Annotated in this window: 24 protein-coding genes and 3 tRNA genes; 21 read left to right on the top strand and 6 right to left on the bottom strand. The window is 63.5% G+C overall.

Annotated features, from left to right (window positions below):
- Window positions 1-199: 199 nt before the first annotated feature.
- Genes ACQ4N9_RS19560 through ACQ4N9_RS19570 form a run of 3 tightly spaced genes read left to right on the top strand, consistent with a single transcriptional unit; the run spans window position 200 to window position 3,762 of the window.
- Entirely contained in the window at window positions 200-859 is a 660-nt protein-coding gene (locus tag ACQ4N9_RS19560; protein WP_125857431.1) for a paraquat-inducible protein A, read from the top strand.
- Window positions 846-1,469 carry a paraquat-inducible protein A gene (locus tag ACQ4N9_RS19565; RefSeq protein ID WP_125462576.1) on the top strand — a complete coding sequence of 208 codons (624 nt, stop codon included), beginning with the start codon at window positions 846-848 and terminating at the stop codon, window positions 1,467-1,469. Before ACQ4N9_RS19560 ends, ACQ4N9_RS19565 begins: the two co-directional genes overlap by 14 nt.
- A complete protein-coding gene (locus ACQ4N9_RS19570; protein ID WP_390966868.1) occupies window positions 1,462-3,762 on the top strand; it encodes a PqiB family protein in 2,301 nt (766 codons plus the stop codon). Before ACQ4N9_RS19565 ends, ACQ4N9_RS19570 begins: the two co-directional genes overlap by 8 nt.
- A 159-nt stretch (window positions 3,763-3,921) precedes the next feature.
- On the opposite strand, the gene rpsT is transcribed toward ACQ4N9_RS19570, so the two are convergent.
- On the bottom strand, window positions 3,922-4,200 hold the full coding sequence (gene rpsT, locus ACQ4N9_RS19575; protein WP_003247625.1) for a 30S ribosomal protein S20: 279 nt from the start codon (window positions 4,198-4,200) through the stop codon (window positions 3,922-3,924).
- Window positions 4,201-4,451: 251 nt separating this feature from the next.
- On the opposite strand from rpsT, the gene murJ reads away from it, so the two are divergent.
- The 6 genes from murJ (at window position 4,452) to ispH (ending at window position 11,783) form a co-directional block, all read left to right on the top strand.
- A complete protein-coding gene (murJ, locus tag ACQ4N9_RS19580) occupies window positions 4,452-5,990 on the top strand; it encodes a murein biosynthesis integral membrane protein MurJ (protein WP_390966870.1) in 1,539 nt (512 codons plus the stop codon).
- A 117-nt stretch (window positions 5,991-6,107) separates the two neighbouring features.
- The gene (ribF, locus tag ACQ4N9_RS19585; RefSeq protein ID WP_323830666.1) at window positions 6,108-7,058 is read left to right on the top strand and encodes a bifunctional riboflavin kinase/FAD synthetase; all 951 of its coding nucleotides are present in this window, start codon (window positions 6,108-6,110) and stop codon (window positions 7,056-7,058) included.
- The gene (gene ileS, locus ACQ4N9_RS19590) at window positions 7,055-9,886 is read left to right on the top strand and encodes an isoleucine--tRNA ligase (protein WP_390966872.1); all 2,832 of its coding nucleotides are present in this window, start codon (window positions 7,055-7,057) and stop codon (window positions 9,884-9,886) included. The genes ribF and ileS overlap by 4 nt, the downstream gene beginning before the upstream one ends.
- Complete coding sequence (lspA, locus tag ACQ4N9_RS19595; RefSeq protein WP_110991777.1) at window positions 9,879-10,391, top strand: signal peptidase II; 513 nt, start codon at window positions 9,879-9,881, stop codon at window positions 10,389-10,391. Before ileS ends, lspA begins: the two co-directional genes overlap by 8 nt.
- Window positions 10,384-10,821: an FKBP-type peptidyl-prolyl cis-trans isomerase gene (locus ACQ4N9_RS19600; RefSeq protein ID WP_110991776.1), complete on the top strand. Its 438-nt coding sequence runs from the start codon at window positions 10,384-10,386 to the stop codon at window positions 10,819-10,821. Before lspA ends, ACQ4N9_RS19600 begins: the two co-directional genes overlap by 8 nt.
- A gap of 14 nt (window positions 10,822-10,835) precedes the next feature.
- A complete protein-coding gene (gene ispH, locus ACQ4N9_RS19605; RefSeq protein WP_153788172.1) occupies window positions 10,836-11,783 on the top strand; it encodes a 4-hydroxy-3-methylbut-2-enyl diphosphate reductase in 948 nt (315 codons plus the stop codon).
- Here the strand turns inward: ispH and ACQ4N9_RS19610 are convergent, their stop codons facing one another.
- Entirely contained in the window at window positions 11,784-12,263 is a 480-nt protein-coding gene (locus ACQ4N9_RS19610) for a GspH/FimT family pseudopilin (RefSeq protein WP_390967176.1), read from the bottom strand. It lies immediately after the preceding gene.
- Window positions 12,264-12,393: 130 nt separating this feature from the next.
- Between ACQ4N9_RS19610 and ACQ4N9_RS19615 the strand changes: the two genes are divergently transcribed.
- Genes ACQ4N9_RS19615 through thiO form a run of 5 tightly spaced genes read left to right on the top strand, consistent with a single transcriptional unit; the run spans window position 12,394 to window position 15,391 of the window.
- Complete coding sequence (locus tag ACQ4N9_RS19615; RefSeq protein WP_390966875.1) at window positions 12,394-12,729, top strand: type IV pilus modification PilV family protein; 336 nt, start codon at window positions 12,394-12,396, stop codon at window positions 12,727-12,729.
- A complete protein-coding gene (locus ACQ4N9_RS19620; RefSeq protein ID WP_390966877.1) occupies window positions 12,726-13,370 on the top strand; it encodes a PilW family protein in 645 nt (214 codons plus the stop codon). The genes ACQ4N9_RS19615 and ACQ4N9_RS19620 overlap by 4 nt, the downstream gene beginning before the upstream one ends.
- Window positions 13,370-13,840, top strand: a complete 471-nt coding sequence (locus ACQ4N9_RS19625; protein WP_390966879.1) for a hypothetical protein — start codon at window positions 13,370-13,372, stop codon at window positions 13,838-13,840. The genes ACQ4N9_RS19620 and ACQ4N9_RS19625 overlap by 1 nt, the downstream gene beginning before the upstream one ends.
- Before the next feature lies 1 nt (window position 13,841).
- Complete coding sequence (locus tag ACQ4N9_RS19630) at window positions 13,842-14,240, top strand: type IV pilin protein (protein WP_390966881.1); 399 nt, start codon at window positions 13,842-13,844, stop codon at window positions 14,238-14,240.
- Between the two features lie 53 nt (window positions 14,241-14,293).
- Window positions 14,294-15,391 (top strand): glycine oxidase ThiO, encoded by a 1,098-nt coding sequence (thiO, locus tag ACQ4N9_RS19635; protein WP_390966883.1) that lies wholly within the window; start codon window positions 14,294-14,296, stop codon window positions 15,389-15,391.
- A 134-nt stretch (window positions 15,392-15,525) separates the two neighbouring features.
- Here the strand turns inward: thiO and ACQ4N9_RS19640 are convergent, their stop codons facing one another.
- Window positions 15,526-15,756, bottom strand: coding sequence for a PP0621 family protein (locus ACQ4N9_RS19640; RefSeq protein WP_110991768.1), 231 nt, complete (start codon window positions 15,754-15,756; stop codon window positions 15,526-15,528).
- Between the two features lie 94 nt (window positions 15,757-15,850).
- A complete protein-coding gene (locus ACQ4N9_RS19645; RefSeq protein ID WP_390966886.1) occupies window positions 15,851-16,870 on the bottom strand; it encodes an outer membrane protein assembly factor BamD in 1,020 nt (339 codons plus the stop codon).
- 149 nt (window positions 16,871-17,019) lie between these two features.
- Here ACQ4N9_RS19645 and rluD point away from each other — a divergent pair, with 149 nt between their 5' ends.
- From rluD to ACQ4N9_RS19680, 7 genes are all read left to right on the top strand, one after another.
- Window positions 17,020-17,982: a 23S rRNA pseudouridine(1911/1915/1917) synthase RluD gene (rluD, locus tag ACQ4N9_RS19650; RefSeq protein ID WP_390966888.1), complete on the top strand. Its 963-nt coding sequence runs from the start codon at window positions 17,020-17,022 to the stop codon at window positions 17,980-17,982.
- Window positions 17,979-18,719 (top strand): peptidoglycan editing factor PgeF, encoded by a 741-nt coding sequence (pgeF, locus tag ACQ4N9_RS19655; RefSeq protein ID WP_390966890.1) that lies wholly within the window; start codon window positions 17,979-17,981, stop codon window positions 18,717-18,719. Before rluD ends, pgeF begins: the two co-directional genes overlap by 4 nt.
- A 266-nt stretch (window positions 18,720-18,985) precedes the next feature.
- A complete protein-coding gene (clpB, locus tag ACQ4N9_RS19660; RefSeq protein ID WP_390966891.1) occupies window positions 18,986-21,550 on the top strand; it encodes an ATP-dependent chaperone ClpB in 2,565 nt (854 codons plus the stop codon).
- A 459-nt stretch (window positions 21,551-22,009) separates the two neighbouring features.
- Window positions 22,010-22,085 (top strand) — tRNA-Asn (locus ACQ4N9_RS19665).
- A gap of 4 nt (window positions 22,086-22,089) precedes the next feature.
- A tRNA-Pro gene (locus tag ACQ4N9_RS19670) sits at window positions 22,090-22,166 on the top strand.
- A gap of 6 nt (window positions 22,167-22,172) precedes the next feature.
- Window positions 22,173-22,248 (top strand) — tRNA-Lys (locus tag ACQ4N9_RS19675).
- A gap of 102 nt (window positions 22,249-22,350) precedes the next feature.
- Complete coding sequence (locus tag ACQ4N9_RS19680) at window positions 22,351-22,887, top strand: dihydrofolate reductase family protein (RefSeq protein ID WP_125462594.1); 537 nt, start codon at window positions 22,351-22,353, stop codon at window positions 22,885-22,887.
- 183 nt (window positions 22,888-23,070) lie between these two features.
- Here ACQ4N9_RS19680 and ACQ4N9_RS19685 read toward each other — a convergent pair whose 3' ends face one another.
- Window positions 23,071-24,366: an NAD(P)/FAD-dependent oxidoreductase gene (locus tag ACQ4N9_RS19685; protein WP_390966893.1), complete on the bottom strand. Its 1,296-nt coding sequence runs from the start codon at window positions 24,364-24,366 to the stop codon at window positions 23,071-23,073.
- Between the two features lie 84 nt (window positions 24,367-24,450).
- A complete protein-coding gene (locus ACQ4N9_RS19690) occupies window positions 24,451-24,624 on the bottom strand; it encodes a DUF3094 family protein (RefSeq protein WP_110991747.1) in 174 nt (57 codons plus the stop codon).
- Window positions 24,625-24,626 lie beyond the last annotated feature (2 nt).

Here is a 24,626-nt window from a genome sequence, read left to right on the forward strand (position 1 = left end):
GTCAAGATTCATTTCGCAAAACCCCTATCTGCGCATGCAGGTAGGGGTTTTGTCTTTTCTGCCAGGACGAAATCAGCGCTCCTGGACAGTGAGCAGCGCCATCCGCAGGTGCTGGCATACAGTCCCTCACAATAGTCGTCTCCCACAATTCGAGTCAGAACACTAGAATAGAGCCGACGCATCCATTCAGAACCCTCTTATGCCCAACCCTGTCGATACGCAAGCGCTCGCACAGTTACCCCTGGACGAACTCGTAGCCTGCCACGAGTGCGACCTGCTGATGCGCAAGACGACGCTGCAAAACGACGAGAAGGCCCATTGCCCGCGCTGTGGCTACGAGCTTTATGCCCACCGGCATAACGTCGTTCCTCGCAGCCTGGCACTGGTCCTTACCGCCTTGCTGCTCTATGTGCCCGCCAACTTCCTGCCGATCATGCAGCTGCATCTGCTTGGCCAAACCTCGGACGACACCGTCTGGAGCGGCGTGCTCGGCTTGTACAACTCCGAAATGCGCGGCGTCGCCGTGGTGGTGTTCCTGTGCAGCATGGCCGTCCCGCTGCTCAAATTGTTGTGCCAATTGCTGGTACTGCTGAGCATCCGTTTTGACGTCGGTCGCAGTTACGGTTTGCTGATCTATCGTATTTATCACCACTTGCGCGAGTGGGGCATGCTCGAGGTGTACTTCATGGGTGTGCTGGTTGCCATCGTCAAGCTGGTCGACCTGGCTGAACTGAGTATCGGCCTCGGCCTGTTCTGCTTCATCAGCCTGTTGCTGGTGCAGGTGTGGCTGGAAGTGGTGATGTCGCCGCACCAGATCTGGGTGGCCTTGTCCGGGGAGGATGTCCATGCGGGCGATTGATGCAGGCATTCTGGTCTGCGGTGAATGCCATGAGCTCAACCGCCGCGAAGCAGATACCACGTCGCAGACGTGCACCCGTTGCGGGGCCATTGTCCATGAGCGACGCCCTAACAGCATCGTGCGCACCTGGGCGCTGCTGATCACTGCGATGGTGCTCTACATCCCTGCCAACGTGTTGCCGATCATGACGGTCAGCGCGCTGGGGCAGGGCAGCCCCGACACCATCATGTCCGGGGTTATCACCCTGCTCAAGCACGGCATGTTGCCGATCGCCGCCGTGGTGTTCATCGCCAGCATCCTGGTGCCCACTTTCAAGCTGGTGGGCATTGCCCTGCTGCTGTACTCGGTGCAGCGCCACCAGCCGCTGTCGGCGCGCCAGCGCATTCTGATGTACCGCTTCATCGAGTTCATCGGGCGCTGGTCCATGCTGGATATCTTTGTCATTGCCATCCTGGTGGCGGTGGTGAATTTTGGTCGCATTGCCAGTGTCGAAGCCAACCTGGGCGCTGTCGCCTTCGCCAGTGTGGTGATCCTGACGATGCTCGCCGCCTTAACTTTCGATCCCCGACTGATCTGGGACAACACGGAGTCGGATGACGACCATGAGTGACTTGCCTACGGCTAAAACCCGCCCTGCTTCGAACTGGTCGGCCATCTGGATCCTGCCGCTGATCGCGCTGGCCATCGGTGGCTGGCTGGCCTGGCAGGCCTACCGTGACGCCGGTATCGAAATCCAGGTGCGCTTCGAAACCGGCGAGGGCATCGTCGCCAACAAGACCGAGGTCATTTTCAAGGGCATGTCGATCGGCAAGGTGACGGGCCTGGTGCTGGATAACAAGGGCGAAAATCGGGGTGTGATCGCTACCATTGAAATGAACAAGGCGGCCGGGCCACATTTGACCAAAGGCACGCGCTTCTGGCTGGTAAAGCCCAGCGTCAGCCTGGCAGGTATTACCGGGCTTGAAACGCTTGTCTCAGGCAATTACATCGCCGTGGAGCCAGGAGAGGGCGCACCGACCAAGCGCTTCACCGCGCTCAAGGCAGCCCCGCCGTTGTCCGATGCCGAGCCCGGTTTGCACCTGACCCTCAAGGCCGAGCGCCTGGGTTCGCTCAATCGTGACAGCCCGGTGTTCTACAAGCAGATCCAGGTGGGCCGGGTGAAAAGCTATCGCCTGTCCGATGATCAGGGCACTGTGGAGATCAAGGTCTTCATCGCGCCCGTCTACGCCAGCCTGGTGCGCAAGCACACGCGTTTCTGGAACGCCAGTGGCGTCAGCATCGATGCCGACCTGTCCGGCGTGAAGGTGCGCACCGAATCGCTTTCCAGCATCGTCGCCGGCGGTATCGCCTTCGCCACGCCAGAAAATCGCCAGGACAGCCCGCCCACTGATCCAAGCCTGCCGTTCCGGCTGTATGAGGATTTCGACGCCGCTCAGGCGGGTATCCGGGTGAAGGTCAAGCTGAGTGATTTCGAGGGGCTGCAGAAGGGCCGTACCCCGGTGCTGTACAAGGGGATCCAGGTAGGCTCGCTCAAGGACCTGAAGATCGAGGGTGACCTGTCCAGCGCAATGGCGGAATTGACCCTGGACCCGCTGGCAGAGGATTACCTGGTCGAAGGGACCCAGTTCTGGGTGGTCAAGCCGTCCATCTCGCTCGCCGGTATCACTGGGCTGGAGGCGCTGGTAAAGGGTAACTACATTGCTGTTCGCCCGGGTGAGCCCGGCGCCAAGCCCTTGCGTGAGTTCGAGGCACGGCCCAAGGCGCCGCCGCTTGATCTCAAGGCACCAGGCTTGCACATGGTGCTGTTCGCCGAAACCCTCGGCTCGCTGGAAGTGGGCAGCCCGGTGATGTACCGCCAGGTGCGCGTGGGCAGCGTGCAGAGCTATCAGTTTGCCCGCAACAGCAAGCGCATCCTGATCGGTGTCCACATCGAGAAGGAGTATGCCAACCTGGTCAACGGCTCCACGCGCTTCTGGAATGCCAGCGGTATCACCCTGACCGGCGGCCTCTCGGGGATTCAGGTCAAGAGTGAGTCGCTGCAGACCCTCATGGCCGGCGGTATCTCCTTCGACACACCCAAACCCGATGTACCGCTCAAACGGCGTATCCCGCGTTTCCGTCTGCATGAGAGCCAGGAGGCCGCCAACCGTGCCGGCACCCTGGTGACCATTCGCGTGGAGCGTGCCGATGGGCTGAAGCCGGGGACCTCGATCCGCTTCCGCGGGCTGGACGTGGGCAGTGTCGAAAGCGTGGACCTGACCAGCGACCTGCAGGGCGTACTGCTCAGGGCGCGTATTACCCTGGCCGCAGATCGCATTGCGCGGGTAGGGACGCAGTTCTGGGTGGTCAAGCCGGCCTTGGGCCTGGTGCGCACCGAGAACCTCGATACCTTGGTGGGAGGGCAGTACCTGGAAGTGTTGCCGGCGCTCAAGGACAAGGGGCCGCAGCGAGATTTCATCGCCTTGGCCGACGCACCGGAGGTGAAGGGCGAGGAAGTCGGCCTGCCGCTGACCCTGAGTGCGCCGCGGCGTGGCTCGATCAAGCCCGGGGTGCCGGTCACCTACCGTGAAGTCGCGGTGGGCAAGGTGGTCGGCTTCGAGCTGGGCCAGACTGCCGACCGGGTACTTATCCACATCCTCATCGAGCCGCGTTATGCAGGCCTGGTGCGCGGTGGCAGCCGCTTCTGGAACAGCAGTGGGTTCGGTTTCGACTGGGGGCTGTTCAAGGGCGCCACGGTGCGCACCGAGTCGGTGGAGACCCTGATTGAAGGTGGTATTGCCTTTGCCACGCCGGATGGCGAGCAGATGGGCAACCCGGCACGGCCGCAGCAGACCTTCGCCCTGTTCGACAAGCCGGAAGATGCCTGGCTGCAGTGGGCGCCGAAGCTGCAGATCGGCAAGTGATGAAGGGCAGGGCCGCAATGCGGCCCTGCCCCTGCAGGAGCGGCTTTAGCCGCGAACACCCGCGCAGCAGGTGCCATCCATTGAGTTGCTTGCTGGCCCAGCAAATCGCAGGCATAAAAAAACCGACCCTAGGGTCGGTTTTTTCGACAAGAACGTCGCTTAGGCAGCTGCAGCTTCTTTCAGTGCCTTGATGTGGCCATTCAGACGGCCTTTGTGGCGAGCAGCCTTGTTCTTGTGGATGATGCCCTTGTCGGCCATACGGTCGATTACAGGCACAGCCAGAACGTAAGCGGCTTGCGCTTTTTCAGCGTCTTTTGCGTCAATGGCTTTGACTACATTCTTGATGTAGGTGCGAACCATGGAACGCAGGCTGGCGTTGTGGCTGCGACGCTTCTCAGCCTGTTTTGCACGTTTCTTGGCGGAAGGTGTGTTGGCCACCGTCGAGCTCCTCGAAAGACTTTAGGTAAATAGCAAACAAAATAGGCCGCGAATCATGCCGACGAGTCGAACGGATGTCAAGGCCACCTGCAAGGTTCCGCCGAGTGGTGGGTCAACAGGCAGGAAAGATTCCTTTCTGCTACGCGACCTGTAAACTCGGGAATTTTTGGCTCCCCTGCGAAGGCGCGGGAGTATCGCACATTCGGATGCCAACTGGCAGCGTCCTCCGTCCTCTGGCGTGAATCTTTTCGATGAACCTGCTCAAATCCCTGGCTGCGGTCAGCTCCATCACCATGATTTCCCGGGTGCTCGGCTTCGTGCGCGACACCATCCTGGCGCGGATTTTCGGCGCTGGCGTGGCCACCGACGCCTTTTTCATCGCCTTCAAACTGCCTAACCTGCTGCGGCGGATCTTTGCCGAAGGCGCGTTTTCGCAAGCCTTCGTGCCGATCCTGGCCGAGTACAAGACCCAGCAGGGCGAGGAGGCCACCCGAACCTTCATTGCCTATGTCAGCGGCCTGCTGACCCTGGTTCTGGCGCTGGTGACAGTCATCGGCATTCTTGCCGCGCCCTGGGTGGTCTGGGCCACGGCGCCGGGTTTTGTCGATAATGCCGAGAAATACGAGCTGACCACTTCGCTGCTGCGGGTGACCTTTCCTTATATATTGCTGATCTCGCTGTCCTCGTTGGCAGGCGCCATCCTCAATACCTGGAACCGCTTCAGCGTTCCGGCCTTCACCCCGACCCTGCTCAACGTGGCGATGATCGCCTTCGCCGTCCTGCTCACACCGTACTTCGACCCGCCAATCATGGCCCTGGGCTGGGGCGTGCTGGCCGGTGGCCTGGCGCAACTGCTATACCAGCTGCCCGCGCTGAAGAAGATCGGCATGCTCGTGCTGCCGCGCCTGAACCTGCGCGACGCCGGCGTGTGGCGGGTGCTCAAGCAGATGCTGCCGGCCATCCTCGGGGTATCGGTGAGCCAGATCTCGCTCATCATCAACACCATTTTCGCCTCCTTCCTGGTGGCCGGCTCGGTGTCGTGGATGTATTACGCCGACCGGCTGATGGAGCTGCCTTCGGGGGTGCTGGGCGTGGCCCTGGGCACCATCCTGTTGCCGACCCTGGCCAAGACCTACGCCAACAAGGACCGTGAAGAGTACTCGCGGATTCTCGACTGGGGCCTGCGCCTGTGCTTCCTGCTGGTGTTGCCATGCACCCTGGCCCTGGCGATTCTTGCCGAACCGCTGACCGTGGCGTTGTTCCAGTACGGCAAGTTCACCGCCTTCGACGCGGCCATGACCCAGCGCGCCCTGATCGCCTATTCGGTGGGCCTGCTGGCGATCATCCTGGTCAAGGTGCTGGCTCCAGGTTTCTATGCCCAGCAGAATATCCGCACGCCGGTAAAGATCGCGGTGTTCACCCTGGTCTGCACCCAGTTGCTCAACCTGGCGCTGGTCGGCCCGCTGGCCCATGCCGGGTTGGCCCTGGCGATCAGCCTGGGGGCCTGCCTGAATGCCGGCCTGCTGTACTGGAAGCTGCGCAGCCAACAACTGTATACGCCGCAACCCGGCTGGCTGCTGTTCCTGCTCAAGCTGTTGTTGGCGGTGGGGCTGATGTCGGGCGTGCTGCTGTTGGGCATGCACTACCTGCCGGCCTGGGCGCAGGGCGATATGCTGGCGCGTTTCCTGCGCCTGGGCGGCCTGATCGCGGCCGGTGTGGTTACTTACTTCGGTTGCCTGTACCTGTGCGGTTTCCGCCCACGGCATTTCGCCCGCAAAGCGCTGCACTGAGGCGCAAAAGGGTCAGGCGTCGGTTTTTCACATTCCACACACCCGGGTGGCGCTGCTGCCTGTCGTCAGCGCCCGGGTGTGGTTATAATCGGCCACTTTATGAGCAAGAAGCGCGTTATGCAGCTGGTTCGAGGTCTTCACAACCTGCGCCCCGAGCACCGGGGCTGTGTCGCCACCATTGGCAACTTCGACGGGGTCCACCGGGGTCACCAGGCGATTCTCGCGCGTCTGCGCGAGCGCGGCCAGGCACTCGGCATGCCCACCTGCGTGGTGATCTTCGAGCCGCAGCCGCGCGAATACTTCGCCCCCGACACCGCCCCGGCCCGCCTGGCGCGCCTGCGCGACAAGGTCGAGCTGCTGGCTGGCGAAGGTATCGACCGGGTGTTGTGCCTGGCCTTCAACCAGCGCCTGAGCAAGCTCAGCGCCGATGAATTCGTCAAGGCGATCCTGGTCGATGGCCTGGGTGTGCGCCACCTCGAAGTGGGTGACGACTTCCGCTTCGGCTGCGACCGCGCCGGCGACTTCGATTTCCTGGTCGATGCAGGCGTGCGCTACGGCTTTACCGTCGAAGCCGCCAACACCGTGATCCAGGACGGCCTGCGGGTCAGCAGCACCGAAGTGCGCAAGGCCCTCAGCGAAGGCAACTTCGAACTGGCCGCGCACCTGCTGGGCCGCCCTTACCGCATTACCGGGCGTGTGCTGCACGGCCAGAAACTGGCCCGCCAGCTCGGCACGCCCACCGCCAACATCCAGCTCAAGCGCCGCCGCGTACCGCTGTCCGGGGTCTACCTGGCCAGCATCGAGATCGACGGCCAGCAGTGGCCGGGTGTCGGCAATATCGGAGTACGCCCCACCGTCGCCGGTGATGGGCGTCCCCACCTGGAGATTCATCTTCTGGACTACGCCGGTGACCTCTACGGCCGGCGTCTGACGGTGGAGTTCCACCACAAGCTGCGTGAAGAGCAGCGTTTCGCCTCCCTGGAGGCGCTGAAGTCGGCGATCGACGCGGACATCGCCGCCGCACGTGCCCACTGGCACGCTCAACCGCTAACGAAGAGCCTGAAATGACCGACTACAAAGCCACGCTAAACCTTCCGGACACCGCCTTCCCGATGAAGGCCGGCCTGCCTCAGCGCGAACCGCAGATTCTGCAGCGCTGGGACAGCATTGGCCTGTACCAGAAGCTGCGCGAAATTGGCAAGGATCGTCCGAAGTTCGTCCTGCACGACGGCCCGCCCTATGCCAACGGCAAGATCCATATCGGTCATGCGCTGAACAAGATTCTCAAGGACATGATCGTCCGCTCGAAAACCCTGTCGGGCTTCGATGCGCCCTACGTGCCGGGCTGGGACTGCCACGGCCTGCCGATCGAGCACAAGGTCGAAGTCACCCACGGCAAGCACCTGACCGCCGACCGCACCCGTGAGCTGTGCCGCGAGTACGCCGCCGAGCAGATCGAAGGGCAGAAGACCGAGTTCATCCGCCTGGGCGTGCTGGGCGACTGGGACAACCCCTACAAGACCATGAACTTCGCCAACGAGGCCGGTGAAATCCGCGCCCTGGCCGAAATGGTCAAGCAAGGCTTCGTGTTCAAGGGGCTCAAGCCCGTGAACTGGTGCTTCGATTGCGGTTCGGCCCTGGCCGAAGCCGAAGTCGAATACGCCGACAAGAAATCCCAGACCATCGACGTGGCCTTCCCGGTCGCAGACGACGCCAAGCTGGCCGCCGCCTTCGGCCTGGCCTCGCTGGCCAAGCCTGCGGCCATCGTGATCTGGACCACCACCCCGTGGACCATCCCGGCCAACCAGGCGTTGAACATCCACCCCGAGTTCAAGTACGCCCTGGTCGATACCGGCGAGCGTCTGCTGGTGCTGGCCGAAGAGCTGGTAGCGTCGTGCCTCAAGCGTTACAACCTCGAAGGTTCGGTCATCGCCACCGCGCAAGGTTCGGCGCTGGAGCTGATCAACTTCCGTCACCCGTTCTACGACCGCCTGTCGCCGATCTACCTGGCCGACTACGTCGAGCTGGGCGCCGGTACCGGCGTGGTGCACTCGTCGCCTGCCTACGGTGAAGACGACTTCGTCACCTGCAAGCGCTACGGCATGGTCAACGACGACATCCTCACCCCGGTGCAAAGCAACGGCGTGTACGTCGAGTCGCTGCCGTTCTTCGGCGGCCAGTTCATCTGGAAGGCCAACCCGGCCATCGTCGACAAGCTGAGCGAAGTCGGTGCGCTGATGCACACCGAAACCATCAGCCACAGCTACATGCACTGCTGGCGCCACAAGACCCCGCTGATCTACCGCGCCACCGCGCAGTGGTTCGTCGGCATGGACAAGCAGCCATCCACTGGCGAGCCGCTGCGTGAGCGCGCGCTCAAGGCCATCGAAGACACCAAGTTCGTCCCGGCCTGGGGCCAGGCGCGCCTGCACTCGATGATCGCCAACCGCCCGGACTGGTGCATCTCGCGTCAGCGCAACTGGGGCGTACCGATCCCGTTCTTCCTCGACAAACAAACCGGCGAGCTGCACCCGCGCACCGTCGAACTGATGGAAGAAGTGGCCAAGCGCGTCGAGCAAGAAGGCATCGAAGCCTGGTTCAAGATGGACGCCGCCGAACTGCTCGGTGACGAAGCCGGCCAGTACGACAAGATCGCCGACACCCTCGACGTCTGGTTCGACTCCGGCACCACCCACTGGCATGTGCTGCGTGGCTCGCACGACATCGGCCATGCCACCGGCCCGCGCGCCGACCTGTACCTGGAAGGTTCCGACCAGCACCGCGGCTGGTTCCACTCCTCGTTGCTGACCGGCTGCGCCATCGACAACCACGCGCCGTATCGCGAGCTGCTGACCCACGGCTTCACCGTGGACGAGAGCGGCCGCAAGATGTCCAAGTCGCTGGGCAACACCATCGAGCCGGAAAAGGTCAACAACACCCTGGGTGCCGACATCCTGCGCCTGTGGGTCTCGGCCACCGACTACTCCGGCGAGATGGCGGTTTCCGAGCAGATCCTGCAGCGCAGCGCCGATGCCTATCGTCGTATCCGCAACACCGCGCGCTTCCTGCTTTCCAACCTGTCCGGCTTCGACCCGGCCCGCGACCTGCTGCCAGCCGAAGACATGCTGGCGCTGGACCGTTGGGCGGTGGACCGTACCCTGCTGCTGCAACGCGAGCTGGAAGAGCACTACGGCGAATACCGCTTCTGGAACGTCTACTCGAAGATCCACAACTTCTGCGTGCAGGAGCTGGGCGGCTTCTACCTCGACATCATCAAGGACCGCCAGTACACCACCGGCGCCAACAGTGTCGCCCGTCGTTCCTGCCAGACCGCGCTGTACCACATCAGCGAAGCGCTGGTGCGCTGGATCGCACCGATCCTGGCCTTCACCGCCGACGAAATCTGGCAGTACCTGCCAGGTGAGCGTAACGAGTCGGTGATGCTCAACGGCTGGTACCAGGGCCTGAGCGAACTGCCGGCCGACGCCGAGCTGGACCGCGCCTACTGGGACCGCGTGATGGCCGTCAAGGCAGCCGTCAACAAGGAACTGGAGAACCAGCGCAGCGCCAAGGTCATCGGCGGCAACCTGCAGGCCGAAGTTACTCTGTTCGCCGAAGAGGGCCTGACTGCCGACCTGAACAAGCTCGGCGACGAGCTGCGCTTCGTGCTGATCACCTCCGCCGCCAGCGTGGTGCCGTTCGTCCAGGCCCCGGCCGATGCCGTGACAACCGAAGTCGAAGGCCTCAAGCTGAAGATCGTCAAGTCCGGCCATGCCAAGTGCGGCCGTTGCTGGCACTTCCGCGCCGACGTCGGCAGCCACCCGGAGCACCCGGAAATCTGCGCCCGTTGCGTCGACAACCTGAGCGGTGAAGGTGAGGTGCGCCACTATGCCTAATGCAGCTGGGCGCTTCGGGCGCCTTGCCTGGCTCTGGCTGAGCCTGGTGGTACTGGTCGTCGACCAGGCCACCAAGGTCTACTTCGAAGGGGCGTTGAGCCTGTACCAGCAGATCGTGGTCATCCCCGACTACTTCAGCTGGACCCTGGCCTACAACACCGGCGCGGCCTTCAGCTTCCTCGCCGACAGCTCCGGCTGGCAGCGCTGGTTGTTCGCCCTGATCGCCGTGGTGGTCAGTGCCGTGCTGGTGGTCTGGCTCAAGCGCCTGGGGCGCAACGAGACCTGGCTTGCCGTGGCCCTGGCCCTGGTGCTGGGTGGCGCGCTGGGCAACCTGTACGACCGCGTGGTGCTTGGCCATGTGGTCGACTTCATCCTGGTGCACTGGCGCAACACCCATTACTTCCCGGCCTTCAACGTGGCCGACAGCGCCATCACCGTGGGTGCGGTGATGCTGGCGCTGGATATGTTCAAGAGCAAGAAGTCCGAGGAGCCTGTCCATGACTGAGACACGTATTGGCCAGAACACCGAAGTGACCCTGCACTTCGCCCTGCACCTGGAAAACGGCGATACCGTCGACAGCACCTTCGACAAGGCCCCGGCCACCTTCAAGGTCGGCGACGGCAACCTGCTGCCAGGCTTCGAAAGCGCGCTGTTCGGTTTCAAGGCCGGTGACCAGCGCAAGCTGAGCATCGCCCCAGAGAACGCCTTCGGCCAGCACAACCCGCAGAACGTGCAGGTGATGCCGCGCTCGCAGTTCGAAGGCATGGAGCTGTCCGACGGGCTGCTGGTGATCTTCAACGATGCCGCCAACACCGAGCTGCCGGGTGTGGTCAAAGCGTTCGACGACAACCAGGTGACCATCGACTTCAACCATCCACTGGCTGGCAAGACCCTCAACTTCGAGGTGCAGATCCTCGACGTGAAGGCCCTGTGAGCCTGGAGCCGAGCATGCAAATCAAACTCGCCAACCCGCGCGGCTTCTGCGCGGGGGTCGACCGGGCGATCGAGATCGTCAACCGCGCCCTGGAAGTCTTCGGCCCGCCGATCTACGTGCGCCACGAAGTGGTACACAACAAGTTCGTCGTCGAAGACCTGCGCAGCCGTGGCGCGGTTTTCGTTGAAGAGCTGGACCAGGTACCGGACGACGTCATCGTCATCTTCAGCGCCCATGGTGTGTCGCAAGCGGTGCGCCAGGAGGCCGCCGGCCGTGGCCTGAAAGTCTTCGACGCCACCTGCCCACTGGTGACCAAGGTGCATATCGAGGTTGCCAAGTACAGCCGCGACGGCCGTGAGTGCATCCTGATCGGCCACGCCGGGCACCCGGAAGTCGAAGGCACCATGGGGCAGTACGATGCCAGCAATGGCGGCGCCATCTACCTCGTCGAGGACGAGAAGGACGTCGCCGCGCTGCAGGTGCGCAACCCCGAGCACCTGGCCTTCGTCACCCAGACCACCCTGTCGATGGATGACACCAGCCGGGTCATCGACGCCCTGCGTGCACGCTTCCCGAGCATCGGTGGGCCGCGCAAGGACGATATCTGCTACGCCACCCAGAACCGTCAGGACGCCGTCAAGCAACTGGCCGACGAGTGCGACGTGGTGCTGGTGGTCGGCAGCCCCAACAGCTCCAACTCCAACCGCCTGCGTGAGCTGGCAGAGCGCATGAGCACCCCGGCCTACCTGATCGACGGTGCCGAGGACCTGCAGCGCAGCTGGTTCGATGGTGTTGGGCGGATCGGCATCACCGCCGGTGCTTCTGCCCCCGAAGTATTGGTGCGTGGCGTGATCGAACAGCTCAAGGCCTGGGGCGCGACCGGCGCCGAAGAACTCGATGGCCGCGAGGAGAACATCACCTTCTCCATGCCCAAAGAGCTGCGGGTTCGCTCGCTGATCTGATCAGTCGCCTGCGCAGCGACGTTTTTCGTCGCTGAGCAGGCGCACTCTTCCACTGGGGCTCAGCACCACCCTCTGCTCGCTTCCCGCGCCACCCCGTCGGCAAAGGGTCAAGGTTATCCCCCCGAAGCCATCCCCCAGCGGCGCTCCCCGCCCGCTGAACCTGACCGCCCTACCTGAGCTCGCGACGATCCTGGCTGGCTTTGCCAGGCGATGTTCAAGCAGCAACAGGCCGTTGTGCTCCAGCAAAACGCGCCAGCCCTTGCCCCAGTCTTCCTCCATTGGCTGCACCACTACCGCCCGCTGACGTAGCAGCGCCTGGTTGCGCGCATCACGCAGCGCCTGTGCCAGCTCACGGGCTGTAGCGGCCTGATCCAGCTCTTCGCTGAGCTTGCCGTAGGCCGAAACCCCAAGCTGTGTCAGAAGGCCTGCCACGGCCAGTGCTGACATCATTTGCAGCAGTGTTACACCCTGTTGCCTCACCGTGCATTTCTCCCTGGACGTGCTTCGCTGAAGCTTCGCCAACGGCTCATGTGAGTACCAGTCGGCGGCTTCAGGTAGCAGACGAGGAAAGATCCCAGGAGGGGTGTCGATGTGGGGCAGGGAAGGCGGCATGACATTGTTGGAAGTGCTGGTGGCCATGACTGTGCTGGCGCTGGGCGTGTTCATGGCAGCAGCAATACAGGTTCGCGGCCTGCACGCCAGCGACAGCGCCTGGCGTGAAGGGCAGGCGTTGCAACTGCTGCAAGCCATGCTGGAGCGCGCCAGGGCGAGAGGGGCGCTGTCGGCGGTCGACACGGCGGCGTGGCGGGGGCAGGTGGCGACCGTGTTTGGTGGGCAGGCCGAGGCGCGAGCCAGCTTAGCGGCTGATTGGCTGATGCTTGAGGTGTCTTGGCCCATCGGCGGCCAGCGGCAGGTGCTTGAACTGCAAGGCCGGGTACAGCCATGAGGCGGCGGCCTGCAGGTTTCGGCCTGATCGAGGCACTGCTGGCGCTGGCTCTTGGCTTGATGTTGCTGGCGGCGGCGAGTCAACTGTTCGGCTCGGCCTACCAGGCTTGGCGCCTGCAAGGGGCGACCGCCCGCCTTCAGGATGACGCCCGGCTGGTATTGCAACGCTTGGCCGAGGATATCCGCATGGCCGGCATGTTCGGTTGCCTGCGCCTGGATGCGGCTGACTTCAGGATTGCCGGCGCCGCCGAGGCGTTCGCCACGCCGATCACTATCACACCCGGCAGCCTGACCTTGGTGGGCGCGGAGTTACCCGGGCTGGCAGGCCGGGCCGACTGGACGGTGCTCAGTGACTGCCGCAGCTGGGCCGAGGTGGTGGACCACCGGCATGTCCCCGGCACTACGGTGCAGGCCTTGCCCATTCGCCGGCTGACCTACCGCTTGCACAAAGGTAGCCTCCAGCTCCTCACCAATTCCCAGAATGCCAATCTGATCGACAATGTGCGGGCGTTCGAAGTGAACCTGGTCGAAGTGGCGGAGGGGGAGCTGCTGGATATTCGCCTGACGCTGTTCGACCGCCAGCACCAGCTCGAGCACCGTCACCAGTTGAGCGTGGCGTTGCGCAATCCGAGGCAGGGTTGATGAAGCGGCAACAGGGTGTGGTGCTGTTGCTGGCCCTGAGCCTGAGCCTGCTGCTCGGCCTGCTGGCGGCCCAAGGGCTGCGTGAGGCATTGGTGCAGCAGCGGCTGCTGAGTGAGCAACTGGCGGGAGTACGGGCTTTCGAGCAGGCAGAGGCCAGCCTGATCGAGGGGGCGGCGTTGCTGTCGATGCACTTGCCCGAGCTGTGTTCGGCATGCCTGCCGCCGGGTCTTCCCGGCGACGAACCGGCCCCGCCATGGCAAGCCACCGACAGCGGCTATGTGTTTTTGCAGAACCTTGGCCAGAGCAGCCGGGCTGCTGGCATGCCGGCAGGCGAGGAAGTGACGCTGGTCCGGGTGACGGCCATCAGCCGCCAGGTGCACGGGCGTCGGCTGCTTGAGGCGGTGCATGCGCTGGATGACGCGGCCGTGGTTCGGCGCATCAGCTGGCGCCAACGCCTGGAGGACGACTGACATGCAGCGTGGCCTGAGCCTTATCGAGATGTTGATTGTCGTGGCACTGATCGGCATGCTGGCAGCCATTGCCTACCCCAGTTACAGCGAACAACTACGGCGTGCCGCACGCAGCGAAGTGGTCGGCCTGCTGCAGGATGCGGCGCTGCGCCTTGCGCGCCACCACACCCGCGTCGGCGGCTACGCCGACAACGAACAGCTGGTGACGCCATTGCCCATGGGTAACCGCTACTACCGCCTACAGGCTCGCCGCGAGACTGACAGTTTCACGCTGTTGGCCGTGCGCCTGCCCGACGGGATCATGGCGCAAGACCGCTGTGGCGACTTCCAGCTCGACCAGGCAGGTGTGCGCAGCAACCCAGGTGCTGGCGACAATGCCGAGCTGTGCTGGGGAAGCTGAAGATCATAAGGTGCCACGGCACCGTGGAATTACCTCAGGTGTTGGATCGAACGATGAGCAAGCAAGTAGTGATTGTCGGCGGTGGTGTCATCGGCCTGCTGACGGCGTTCAACCTGGCGGCCGAGGTCGACCGGGTGGTGCTGTGCGACCAGGGCGAGGTCGGCCGCGAGTCGTCGTGGGCGGGGGGCGGTATCGTCTCGCCGCTGTACCCGTGGCGCTACAGCACCGCGGTGACGGCGCTGGCGCACTGGTCGCAGGATTTTTATCCACAGCTGGGCGAGCGCCTGTTCGCCAGCACCGGCGTCGACCCCGAGGTGCACACCACCGGCCTGTACTGGCTGGACCTGGACGATGAAGCCGAGGCCCTGGCCTGGGCTGCGCGGGAACAGCGCCCGCTGAGTGCGGTGGATATCTCGGCGGCCTACGACGCCGTGCCGGTTCTGGGCGCGGGCTACCGCCACGCGATCTACATGGCCGGTGTGGCCAACGTGCGCAACCCGCGCCTGGTCAAGTCGCTCAAGGCCGCGCTGCTGGCGCTGCCCAACGTCACCCTGCGCGAGCACTGCCAGGTCACCGGCTTCGCCGAGGAAGGCGGGCGCATCGTCGGTGTACAGACCAACGACGGCCTGCTGGCCGCCGATGATGTGGTGCTCAGCGCCGGTGCCTGGAGCGGCGACCTGTTGCAGACCCTGGGCCTGGCATTGCCGGTTGAGCCGGTCAAAGGCCAGATGATCCTGTTCAAGTGCGCCGAAGATTTCTTGCCGAGCATGGTCCTGGCCAAGGGGCGCTACGCGATCCCGCGCCGCGACGGGCACATCCTGGTGGGCAGCACCCTGGAGCACGAAGGCTACGACAAGACCCCCACAGCCGAAGCGCTGGCCAGCCTCAAGGCTTCGGCCATCGAGCTGTTGCCGGCATTGGCCGATGCCGAAGTCGTTGGGCACTGGGCGGGTTTGCGGCCGGGGTCGCCGGAAGGCATCCCGTACATCGGTGCGGTGCCGGGGCATGAAGGGCTATGGCTGAACTGCGGCCATTACCGCAACGGCCTGGTGCTGGCGCCGGCGTCATGCCAGCTGTTCAGTGACCTGTTGCTGGGGCGTGAGCCGATCATCGACCCGGCACCCTATGCGCCTGAAGGCCGTCTGGCCTAAAGTCGCCCGAGGAACGCGCTCTGTGGGAGCGGCTTTAGCCGCGAAGCAGGCACCGCGGTGCCTGGCACCAGCTTTGCTGGTGATCGCGGGTAAACCCGCTCCCACAGGGACATACCTGGACGGGATTCATGGGGTCAGCCCTGCCGGCCTGGCCCTTGCTGCAAATGCTGTTGGCTGCAATACCACTCCTTGCCCTGCTGCAACGCCCGGTCATTGGGCAGGTGCACGCCGCAGTGGGCGCAGCGCACCATCCTCAGCGGGTCGTCGAGGCGCGGCTCAGCGGGGGATTGCTGGCTGGTCTTGAACTTGCGCCACAGCCAGAACGCGGCGGCGATCAGGGCGATCCAGAAAAGTAGGCGAACCATGGTGTCCAGCTTGTCGAGAGAAGAAGGCGACAGTCTAGGATGCGGCCAATAAAAAAGGGAGGCCTTGGGCCTCCCTTCTTTGTCACGCGTAGGGTCAGTCGAACAGACCGAAGGTCATGTAGCTGAACCACGAGCGGTCTTTCTCGGCTTCTTTCGGGCCTTCCGGCAGGATCGGGTCGCCGTTCTCGTCCTTGGGCAGCAGGTCTGCCGGCATCTCGGAGCGGGCGTCCTGGAACTGGCGGACCACGTCCTGGTTGGCGCGGGTCTCGCCCGGTGGCAGCGGCGTCTCGGTCTCGATCAGGCCCAGAGTGGCCTTGGACAGCCAGGAGCGGTTGCCGTTTTCATCCTGGGTGGCGGCGAACTGGCCATCGACCAGGCTCGGGTGGTTCGGGTAGTTGAGCTTGAGGGTTTCCAGGCTGGTAGCGGCCAGTTCGTCCAGGTGCATGTGCTGGTACGACTCGACCATCACCGCCAGGCCGTCGCCGACCGATGGGGTTTCCTGGAAGTTCTCGACCACGTAGCGGCCACGGTTGGCGGCGGCCACGTAGGCCTCGCGGCTCAGGTAGTAGTTGGCCACGTGGATTTCGTAGCTGGCCAGCAGGTTGCGCAGGTAGATCATGCGCTGCTTGGCGTCTGGCGAGTAACGGCTGTTGGGGAAGCGGCTGGTCAGCTGGGCGAACTCGTTGTACGAGTCACGGGCGGCGCCAGGGTCACGCTTGGTCATGTCCAGCGGCAGGAAGCGCGCCAGCAGGCCACGGTCCTGGTCGAAGGAGGTCAGGCCTTTCAGGTAATAGGCGTAGTCGACGTTCGGGTGCTGCGGGTGCAGGCGGATGAAGCGCTCGGCGGCGGACTTGGCGGCCTCGGGCTCGGAGTTCTTGTAGTTGGCGTAGATCAGCTCGAGCTGGGCCTGGTCGGCGTAGCGGCCGAACGGGTAGCGCGACTCCAGGGCCTTGAGCTTGTTCACGGCGCTGGTGTAGCTGGAGTTGTCCAGATCAGCCTGAGCCTGCTGGTACAGCTCGGCCTCGCTGAGGTTCTCGTCAATGACTTCCTTGTTCGAGGAACAGGCAGCGGTGAGCCCGAGGATGGCGATCAGCAGCAGGTGTTTCACTTGCATGGCGGCTTGCGTCCCTTTGACGGCCGCTGTCTTGGGCGGAGCCGTCCTGTTATGATGAGCGCCCCCGGCCAAACCCCGGGGCAAAAGAAGCCGTATTTAACCACAAGCACGCAGCCGAAACCAAAGGCTGTACGCCCGCCGAATTGAGCATGTCCGAGATCATTCAACTTAGCGCAGAGGTCCCGTCCGAACTGGGCGGCCAACGCCTCGACCAGGTCGCCGCCCAACTGTTCGCCGAGTACTCGCGTTCGCGCCTTACTTCGTGGATCAAGGATGGCCGCCTGACCGTCAATGACGCGGTACTGCGGCCGCGCGACACCGTTCACAGTGGCGACATCCTGGCCCTCGAGGCCGAACAGGAAGCCCAGGGTGAATGGGTGGCCCAGGATATCGAGCTGGACATCGTCTATGAAGACGACCAGATCCTGGTGATCAACAAGCCTGCCGGGCTGGTGGTCCACCCGGCGGCCGGCCATGCCGATGGCACCTTGCTCAATGCCCTGCTGCACCATGTGCCGGACATCATCAATGTGCCGCGCGCAGGTATCGTGCATCGCCTGGACAAGGACACCACCGGCCTGATGGTGGTGGCCAAGACCCTGCAGGCGCAGACCAAGCTGGTCGAGCAGCTGCAGAGCCGCAGCGTCAGCCGCATCTATGAATGCATCGTGGTGGGCGTGGTGATTGCCGGCGGCAAGATCGACGCGCCGATCGGCCGTCACGGCGGCCTGCGCCAGCGCATGGCAGTCACCGACGGTGGCAAGCCGGCGGTCAGCCACTACCGGGTACTCAAGCGCTTCCGTTCGCACACCCATGTGCGGGTCAAGCTGGAAACCGGCCGTACCCACCAGATCCGTGTGCACATGGCGCATGTCGGCTATCCGTTGGTCGGCGACCAGACTTACGGCGTGCGTTTCCGCATTCCGCCAGCCGCCAGCTTGACCATGGTCGAGGCGGTGAAGAACTTCCCGCGCCAGGCTCTGCACGCACGCTTCCTGGCCCTGGATCACCCCACCACCGGTGAGCGCATGGAGTGGAAGTCGGAGCTGCCGGACGACTTCAAGTGGCTGCTGTCGCTGCTCGAACAGGACCGCGAGAGCTTCATCGGATGAGTGGCCTGACGCAGTCGCTGATCTTCCCCGACTGGCCGGCCCCGGCCTCGGTACGCGCCTGTGTCACCACCCGCGAGGGCGGCGTCAGCCTGCCGCCCTATGCCACCTTCAATCTTGGCGACCATGTGGGCGATGACCCGCTGGCCGTTGCCGAGAACCGCCGTCGCCTCAGTGATGAATTCGCCATCCAGCCCGCCTGGCTCAAGCAAGTGCATGGGCTGGTGGTGGCTGACGCCAACCCGGCGCTGGTCGCCGAGGCCGATGCCAGCTGGACCGACCAGCCCGGCATTGCCTGCACCGTGATGACCGCCGACTGCCTGCCCGCGCTGTTCTGCGACCGCTCCGGCACCCGTGTGGCCGCCGCCCATGCCGGCTGGCGCGGGCTGGCCGGTGGCGTGCTGGAAGCTACCTTGGACCGCCTGGCCGTGCCGCCTGAAGACGTGCTGGTGTGGCTGGGGCCTGCCATTGGCCCGCAGGCATTTGAAGTGGGCCTGGAAGTGCGTGATGCGTTCACGGCCGTGCATCCCGAGGCTGCTGCTGCCTTTGTCGACGGCGAACGGCCGGGCAAGTTGATGGCCGACATCTATGCGCTGGCGCGGATCCGCCTTGCTGCTCGCGGTGTGACGGCTGTTTACGGCGGTGGGTTCTGCACGGTCAGCGATCAACGCTTCTTCTCTTATCGCCGCACCCCGCAGGGTGGGCGCTTTGCATCGCTGGTTTGGCTCAGCCCTAGCTAAGCCTGGGGCTGCTTCGCGGCCCAATCGCTGGCGTGCCAGCTCCCACATGCCAAGGTTTGTACTGCCCCTGTGGGAGCCGGCTTGCCGGCGATAGGGCTGCGCAGCAGCCCCGGCAATCTCAATCCCACCACCCTCCCTGCTGACCTCGATCAATCCCGCTACGCTTGAATCTTCCAGAATCACCCCTATCTATTGGTCATCTCAGGCAGGTTCTTCATACAGGTGCTGTCCATCGCTCCGCCTGCCCTTTATAGGAAGGTATCCCCATGCGAATAGACCGACTGACCAGCAAGCTGCAACTCGCGTTATCCGATTCCCAATCCCTGGCCGTGGGCATGGACCATCCGGCCATCGAGCCCCTGCACCTGCTGCAGGCGCTTGTCGACCAGCAGGGCGGCTCGATCAAGCCGTTGCTGATGCAGGTGGGCTTCGACATCAACAGCCTGAAAAAGGCGTTGACCAAAGAGCTCGACCAACTGCCGAAAATCCAGAACCCCACCGGCGACGTGAACATGTCCCAGGACCTGGCGCGCCTGCTCAACCAGGCCGACCGCCTGGCCCAGCAGAAGGGTGACCAGTTCATCTCCAGCGAACTGGTGGTGCTCGCCGCCATGGACGAGAACAGCAAGGTCGGCAAGTTGCTGCTCGGCCAGGGCGTGACCAAGAAGGCCCTGGAAAACGCCATCAACAACCTGCGCGGCGGCGCGGCGGTGAATGACGCCAATGCCGAAGAGTCGCGCCAGGCCCTGGACAAGTACACCGTCGACCTCACCAAGCGTGCCGAGGAAGGCAAGCTCGACCCGGTGATCGGCCGTGACGATGAAATCCGCCGCACCGTGCAGGTGCTGCAGCGCCGCACCAAGAACAACCCGGTGCTGATCGGCGAGCCCGGCGTGGGCAAGACCGCCATCGCCGAAGGCCTGGCTCAGCGCATCATCAACGGTGAAGTGCCCGATGGCCTCAAAGGCAAGCGCCTGCTGGCGCTGGACATGGGCGCGCTGATCGCTGGCGCCAAGTACCGCGGCGAATTCGAAGAGCGCCTCAAAGGCCTGCTCAACGAGCTGTCCAAGCAGGAAGGCCAGATCATCCTGTTCATCGACGAACTGCACACCATGGTCGGCGCCGGCAAGGGCGAGGGAGCCATGGACGCCGGCAACATGCTCAAGCCGGCCCTGGCCCGTGGCGAGCTGCACTGCGTAGGTGCCACCACGCTCAACGAGTACCGCCAGTTCATCGAGAAGGACGCCGCCCTCGAGCGCCGCTTCCAGAAGGTGCTGGTCGAAGAGCCGAGCGAGGAAGACACCATCGCCATCCTGCGCGGCCTTAAAGAACGCTATGAAGTGCACCACAAGGTGGCCATCACCGATGGCGCGATCATCGCCGCGGCCAAGCTCAGCCACCGCTACATCACCGACCGTCAGCTGCCGGACAAGGCCATCGACCTGATCGACGAAGCCGCCAGCCGCATCCGCATGGAGATCGACTCCAAGCCGGAGGTGCTTGACCGCCTCGACCGCCGTCTGATCCAGCTGAAGGTGGAATCCCAGGCGCTGAAGAAAGAAGAGGACGAAGCGGCGAAGAAACGCCTGGAGAAACTGACCGAAGAAATCGAGCGGCTGGAGCGCGAGTACTCCGACCTCGAAGAAATCTGGGCCTCCGAGAAAGCCGAGGTGCAGGGTTCGGCGCAGATCCAGCAGAAAATCGAGCAATCCCGCCAGGAGCTCGAAGCCGCCCGTCGCAAAGGCGATCTCAGCCGCATGGCCGAGCTGCAGTACGGGGTCATCCCGGACCTGGAGCGCAGCCTGCAGATGGTCGACCAGCACGGCAAGAGCGAGAACCAGCTGCTGCGCAACAAGGTGACCGAGGAAGAGATTGCCGAAGTGGTCTCCAAGTGGACCGGCATCCCGGTGGCCAAGATGCTCGAAGGCGAGCGCGAGAAGCTGCTGAAGATGGAAGAGCTGCTGCACCAGCGGGTGATCGGCCAGCACGAAGCGGTCACCGCCGTGGCCAACGCCGTGCGCCGTTCCCGCGCCGGGCTGTCCGACCCGAACCGCCCCAGCGGCTCGTTCCTGTTCCTCGGCCCGACCGGCGTGGGCAAGACCGAGCTGTGCAAGGCCCTGGCCGAGTTCCTGTTCGACACCGAAGAGGCCATGGTGCGCATCGACATGTCCGAGTTCATGGAGAAACACTCCGTGGCGCGTCTGATCGGTGCCCCACCAGGGTATGTAGGTTATGAAGAGGGCGGTTACCTGACCGAGGCCGTGCGCCGCAAGCCGTACTCGGTGGTGCTGCTGGACGAGGTGGAGAAAGCTCACCCGGATGTGTTCAACGTGCTGCTGCAGGTGCTTGAAGACGGCCGTCTGACCGACAGCCACGGCCGTACCGTGGACTTCCGCAACACGGTGATCGTGATGACCTCCAACCTGGGCTCGGCGCAGATCCAGGAACTGGTGGGTGACCGCGAGGCGCAGCGTGCGGCGGTGATGGATGCGGTGGGCGCGCACTTCAGGCCCGAGTTCATCAACCGTATCGACGAAGTGGTGGTGTTCGAACCACTGGGCCGCGAGCAGATCGCCGGTATCACCGAGATCCAGCTGGGCCGCCTGCGCAGCCGCCTGCTGGAGCGCGAGCTGAGCCTGAGCCTCAGCCCAGAGGCCTTGGACAAGCTGATCGCGGTGGGTTACGACCCGGTGTATGGTGCACGGCCGCTCAAGCGTGCGATCCAGCGCTGGATCGAAAACCCGTTGGCGCAGTTGATCCTCAGTGGGCAGTTCCTGCCAGGCGCAGCGATCACTGCCAAGGTGGAAGGCGACGAAATCGTCTTTGCCTGATCACTGTTGAAATGCAGAGCCCCGCGAAAGCGGGGCTTTTTTGTGTATTTCTGTGCGGGCCTCTTCGCGGGGCAAGCCCGCTCCTACAGGTATTGCGTGGCTCTCAGATACTGTTAGGGGCTTGTGGGAGCGGGCTTGCCCCGCGATGGAGTGGTCGCCGGCCCAGCAAAATCGAGTCTTTCCGAGTTTTTTTCATAACTTGCTGAAATTTTTGAAAAAAACGCTTGCCAGGAAAAGGGAGTGCCCCTAATATACGCCGCGTTGTCAGCCACTAAGCGAATCACCAGCAACACCGGTGACCGCAAAACAACTTACAAATCAGTAAGTTGAATGAAAAAAAGGGGTTGACAAGCAAAACGAAGAATGTAGAATAGCCGGCCTCAGCAGCGACAAAGCGAAAGCAGCGAAGCTAAAGAGTCCGAAGCGAACACAGTCTTCGGAGTTGTACCGAAGTTCAGTTCCGCGATAGCTCAGTCGGTAGAGCAAATGACTGTTAATCATTGGGTCCCTGGTTCGAGTCCAGGTCGCGGAGCCAATCTCGGGGTGTAGCGCAGTCCGGTAGCGCGCCTGCTTTGGGAGCAGGATGTCAGGAGTTCGAATCCCCTCACCCCGACCATTTTCAGGGTCGTTAGCTCAGTTGGTAGAGCAGTTGGCTTTTAACCAATTGGTCGTAGGTTCGAATCCTACACGACCCACCATGTAAAGAGGGCATCTCGAAAGAGATGCCCTTTTTCTTTTGCCCGCGATTTATATTCCCGCCCTTGCTACCCTGTGCGCCTTGCCCGCAGGAGCGCCGCGCCATGCCTTTGAAAGCCAGTGTGTTCATCGCCACCAGCCTGGATGGCTTCATCGCCCGTGAAGACGGCAGCCTTGATTGGTTGATGGGGGCGACCGAGTCGGCCGATGACCATGGCTATGCGGGGTTCATGGCCGGCGTCGATACCTTGGTGATGGGGCGCGGCACCTTCGACAAGGTGATGACCTTCGGCCAGTGGCCTTACCCGGACACCCGCGTGGTGGTGGTCAGCGCCAGCCTTGGGAAGTTACCGGCGGGCGCGCCGGAGCAAATCGAGCTGCATCCAGGGCCGATCCCGGAGTTGCTGGAGCACCTGCAGGCCACGGGCGCTAAAAGCCTGTACCTGGATGGCGGCAAGTTGATTCAGGGGTTCTTGCGCGAGGGGCTGGTGAACGAGCTGACCATTACCCGCATTCCCGTGCTGCTGGGGCAGGGGATACCACTGTTTGGCGAGTTGGCGAAGGATGTGCTGTTGCAGCACATGAAGACGACCAGTTACGAGAGTGGGTTCGTGCAGAGCACGTATCGCGTGGTCAGATAAATCGCGTTAAGGCCATCGCCGGCAAGCCGGCTCCCACAGGTACAGCGCTGGCCTAGAGGATGGCGCGATCCATGTGGGAGCTGGCTCCCACAGGTACAGCGCTGGCCTGGAGGATGGCGCAATCCATGTGGGAGCTGGCTTGCCAGCGAAAGGGCTGCACAGCAGCCCCAGGATCTCGATGCCTCAGTGCAGCTTCAGGCGAGGCTCGGTCCCGCGCCCAATCTTGCTACCCAGCATCAGCATCGCCGTGCGGAAGAACCCATAAAGCGCCATCTGGTGCATGCGGTACAGCGACACATAGAACATCCGCGCCAGCCAGCCTTCCAGCTTCACGCTGCCCATCAGGTTACCCATCAGGTTGCCCACCGCCGAGAAGCGCGACAGCGACACCAGCGAGCCGTAATCCTTGTACTCGTAGCTCGGCAGCGCCTTGTTCTCCAGGCGCGCCTTCAGGCTCTTGGCCAGCAGCGACGCCTGTTGGTGCGCGGCCTGGGCCCGTGGCGGCACGTTGCGGTCGCTGCCCGGCTGTGGGCAGGCGGCGCAATCGCCGAAAGCGAAGATATTGTCGTCGCGGGTGGTTTGCAGGGTCGGACGCACCACCAGCTGGTTGATGCGGTTGGTTTCCAGGCCGTCGATGTCCTTGAGGAAGCCCGGCGCACGAATACCCGCCGCCCACACCTTCAGGCTGGCCTGGATCACTTCGCCGGACGCCGTCTTCAGGCCATCTTCAGTCACTTCACTGACCGAGGCGTTGGTCATCACCGTCACCCCGAGTTTTTCCAAGGTCTTGTGCACCGGCACGCTGATGCGCTCGGGCAGCGCCGGCAATACGCGCGGGCCAGCCTCGATCAGGGTGATGTGCATGTCCTTGGGCTGGATCTTGTCCAGGCCGTAGGCCGCCAGCTCATGGGCGGCGTTGTGCAGTTCGGCCGCCAGTTCCACACCGGTGGCGCCGGCGCCGACAATGGCCACGCTGATCTTTTCACTGGCCACATCGCCGGCATGGGCGCGCAGGTAGTGGTTGAGCAGTTGCTGGTGGAAGCGCTCGGCCTGCTTGCGGCTGTCGAGGAACAGGCAGTGCTGCGCCGCGCCCAGGGTGCCGAAGTCGTTGGTGTTGCTGCCCACGGCAATCACCAGGGTGTCGTAACCCAGGGTGCGCGCAGGCAGCAGCTCGCGGCCTTCGTCGTCGAGGGTGGCGGCCAGCTGGATCTGTTTGCTTTCGCGGTCCAGGCCGCTCATGCGGCCCATCTGGAAGTTGAAGTGGTTCCACTTGGCTTGGGCCACGTAGTTCAGTTCATCTTCCGAGGAGTTCAGCGAACCGGCCGCCACTTCGTGCAGCAGCGGTTTCCAGATGTGCGTCAGGTTGGCATCAACCAGGGTGATCTCGGCCTGTTTGCGCTTGCCCAGGCTTTTACCCAGGCGGGTCGCCAGTTCCAGGCCGCCGGCGCCGCCGCCGACAATCACGATGCGATGAGTCATAGGGATATCTCACAAGTTTTACGGAATTCGTGGGCACAAGGCCCGGCCGCAACGCAGCAGAGGGGAGGGCGAGCGCAAGGCAGCTCATAGCACCAGTCCACTCAACAGGCGGCTCAACAGGCCCAGACCGATGGTCACGGCCACCACCAGCAACAGGAGCAGCAACGGCCGGAAAGGCCTGCGCTCGACACGATGCTGGGGGGCACTCAAGTACTCATCGACGCGACGCTGATCTTCAGGATTCAGGCGGCTGGTCATGG

This window comes from Pseudomonas sp. ES1 (assembly GCF_050586605.1).
Lineage (GTDB): Bacteria > Pseudomonadota > Gammaproteobacteria > Pseudomonadales > Pseudomonadaceae > Aquipseudomonas > Aquipseudomonas sichuanensis.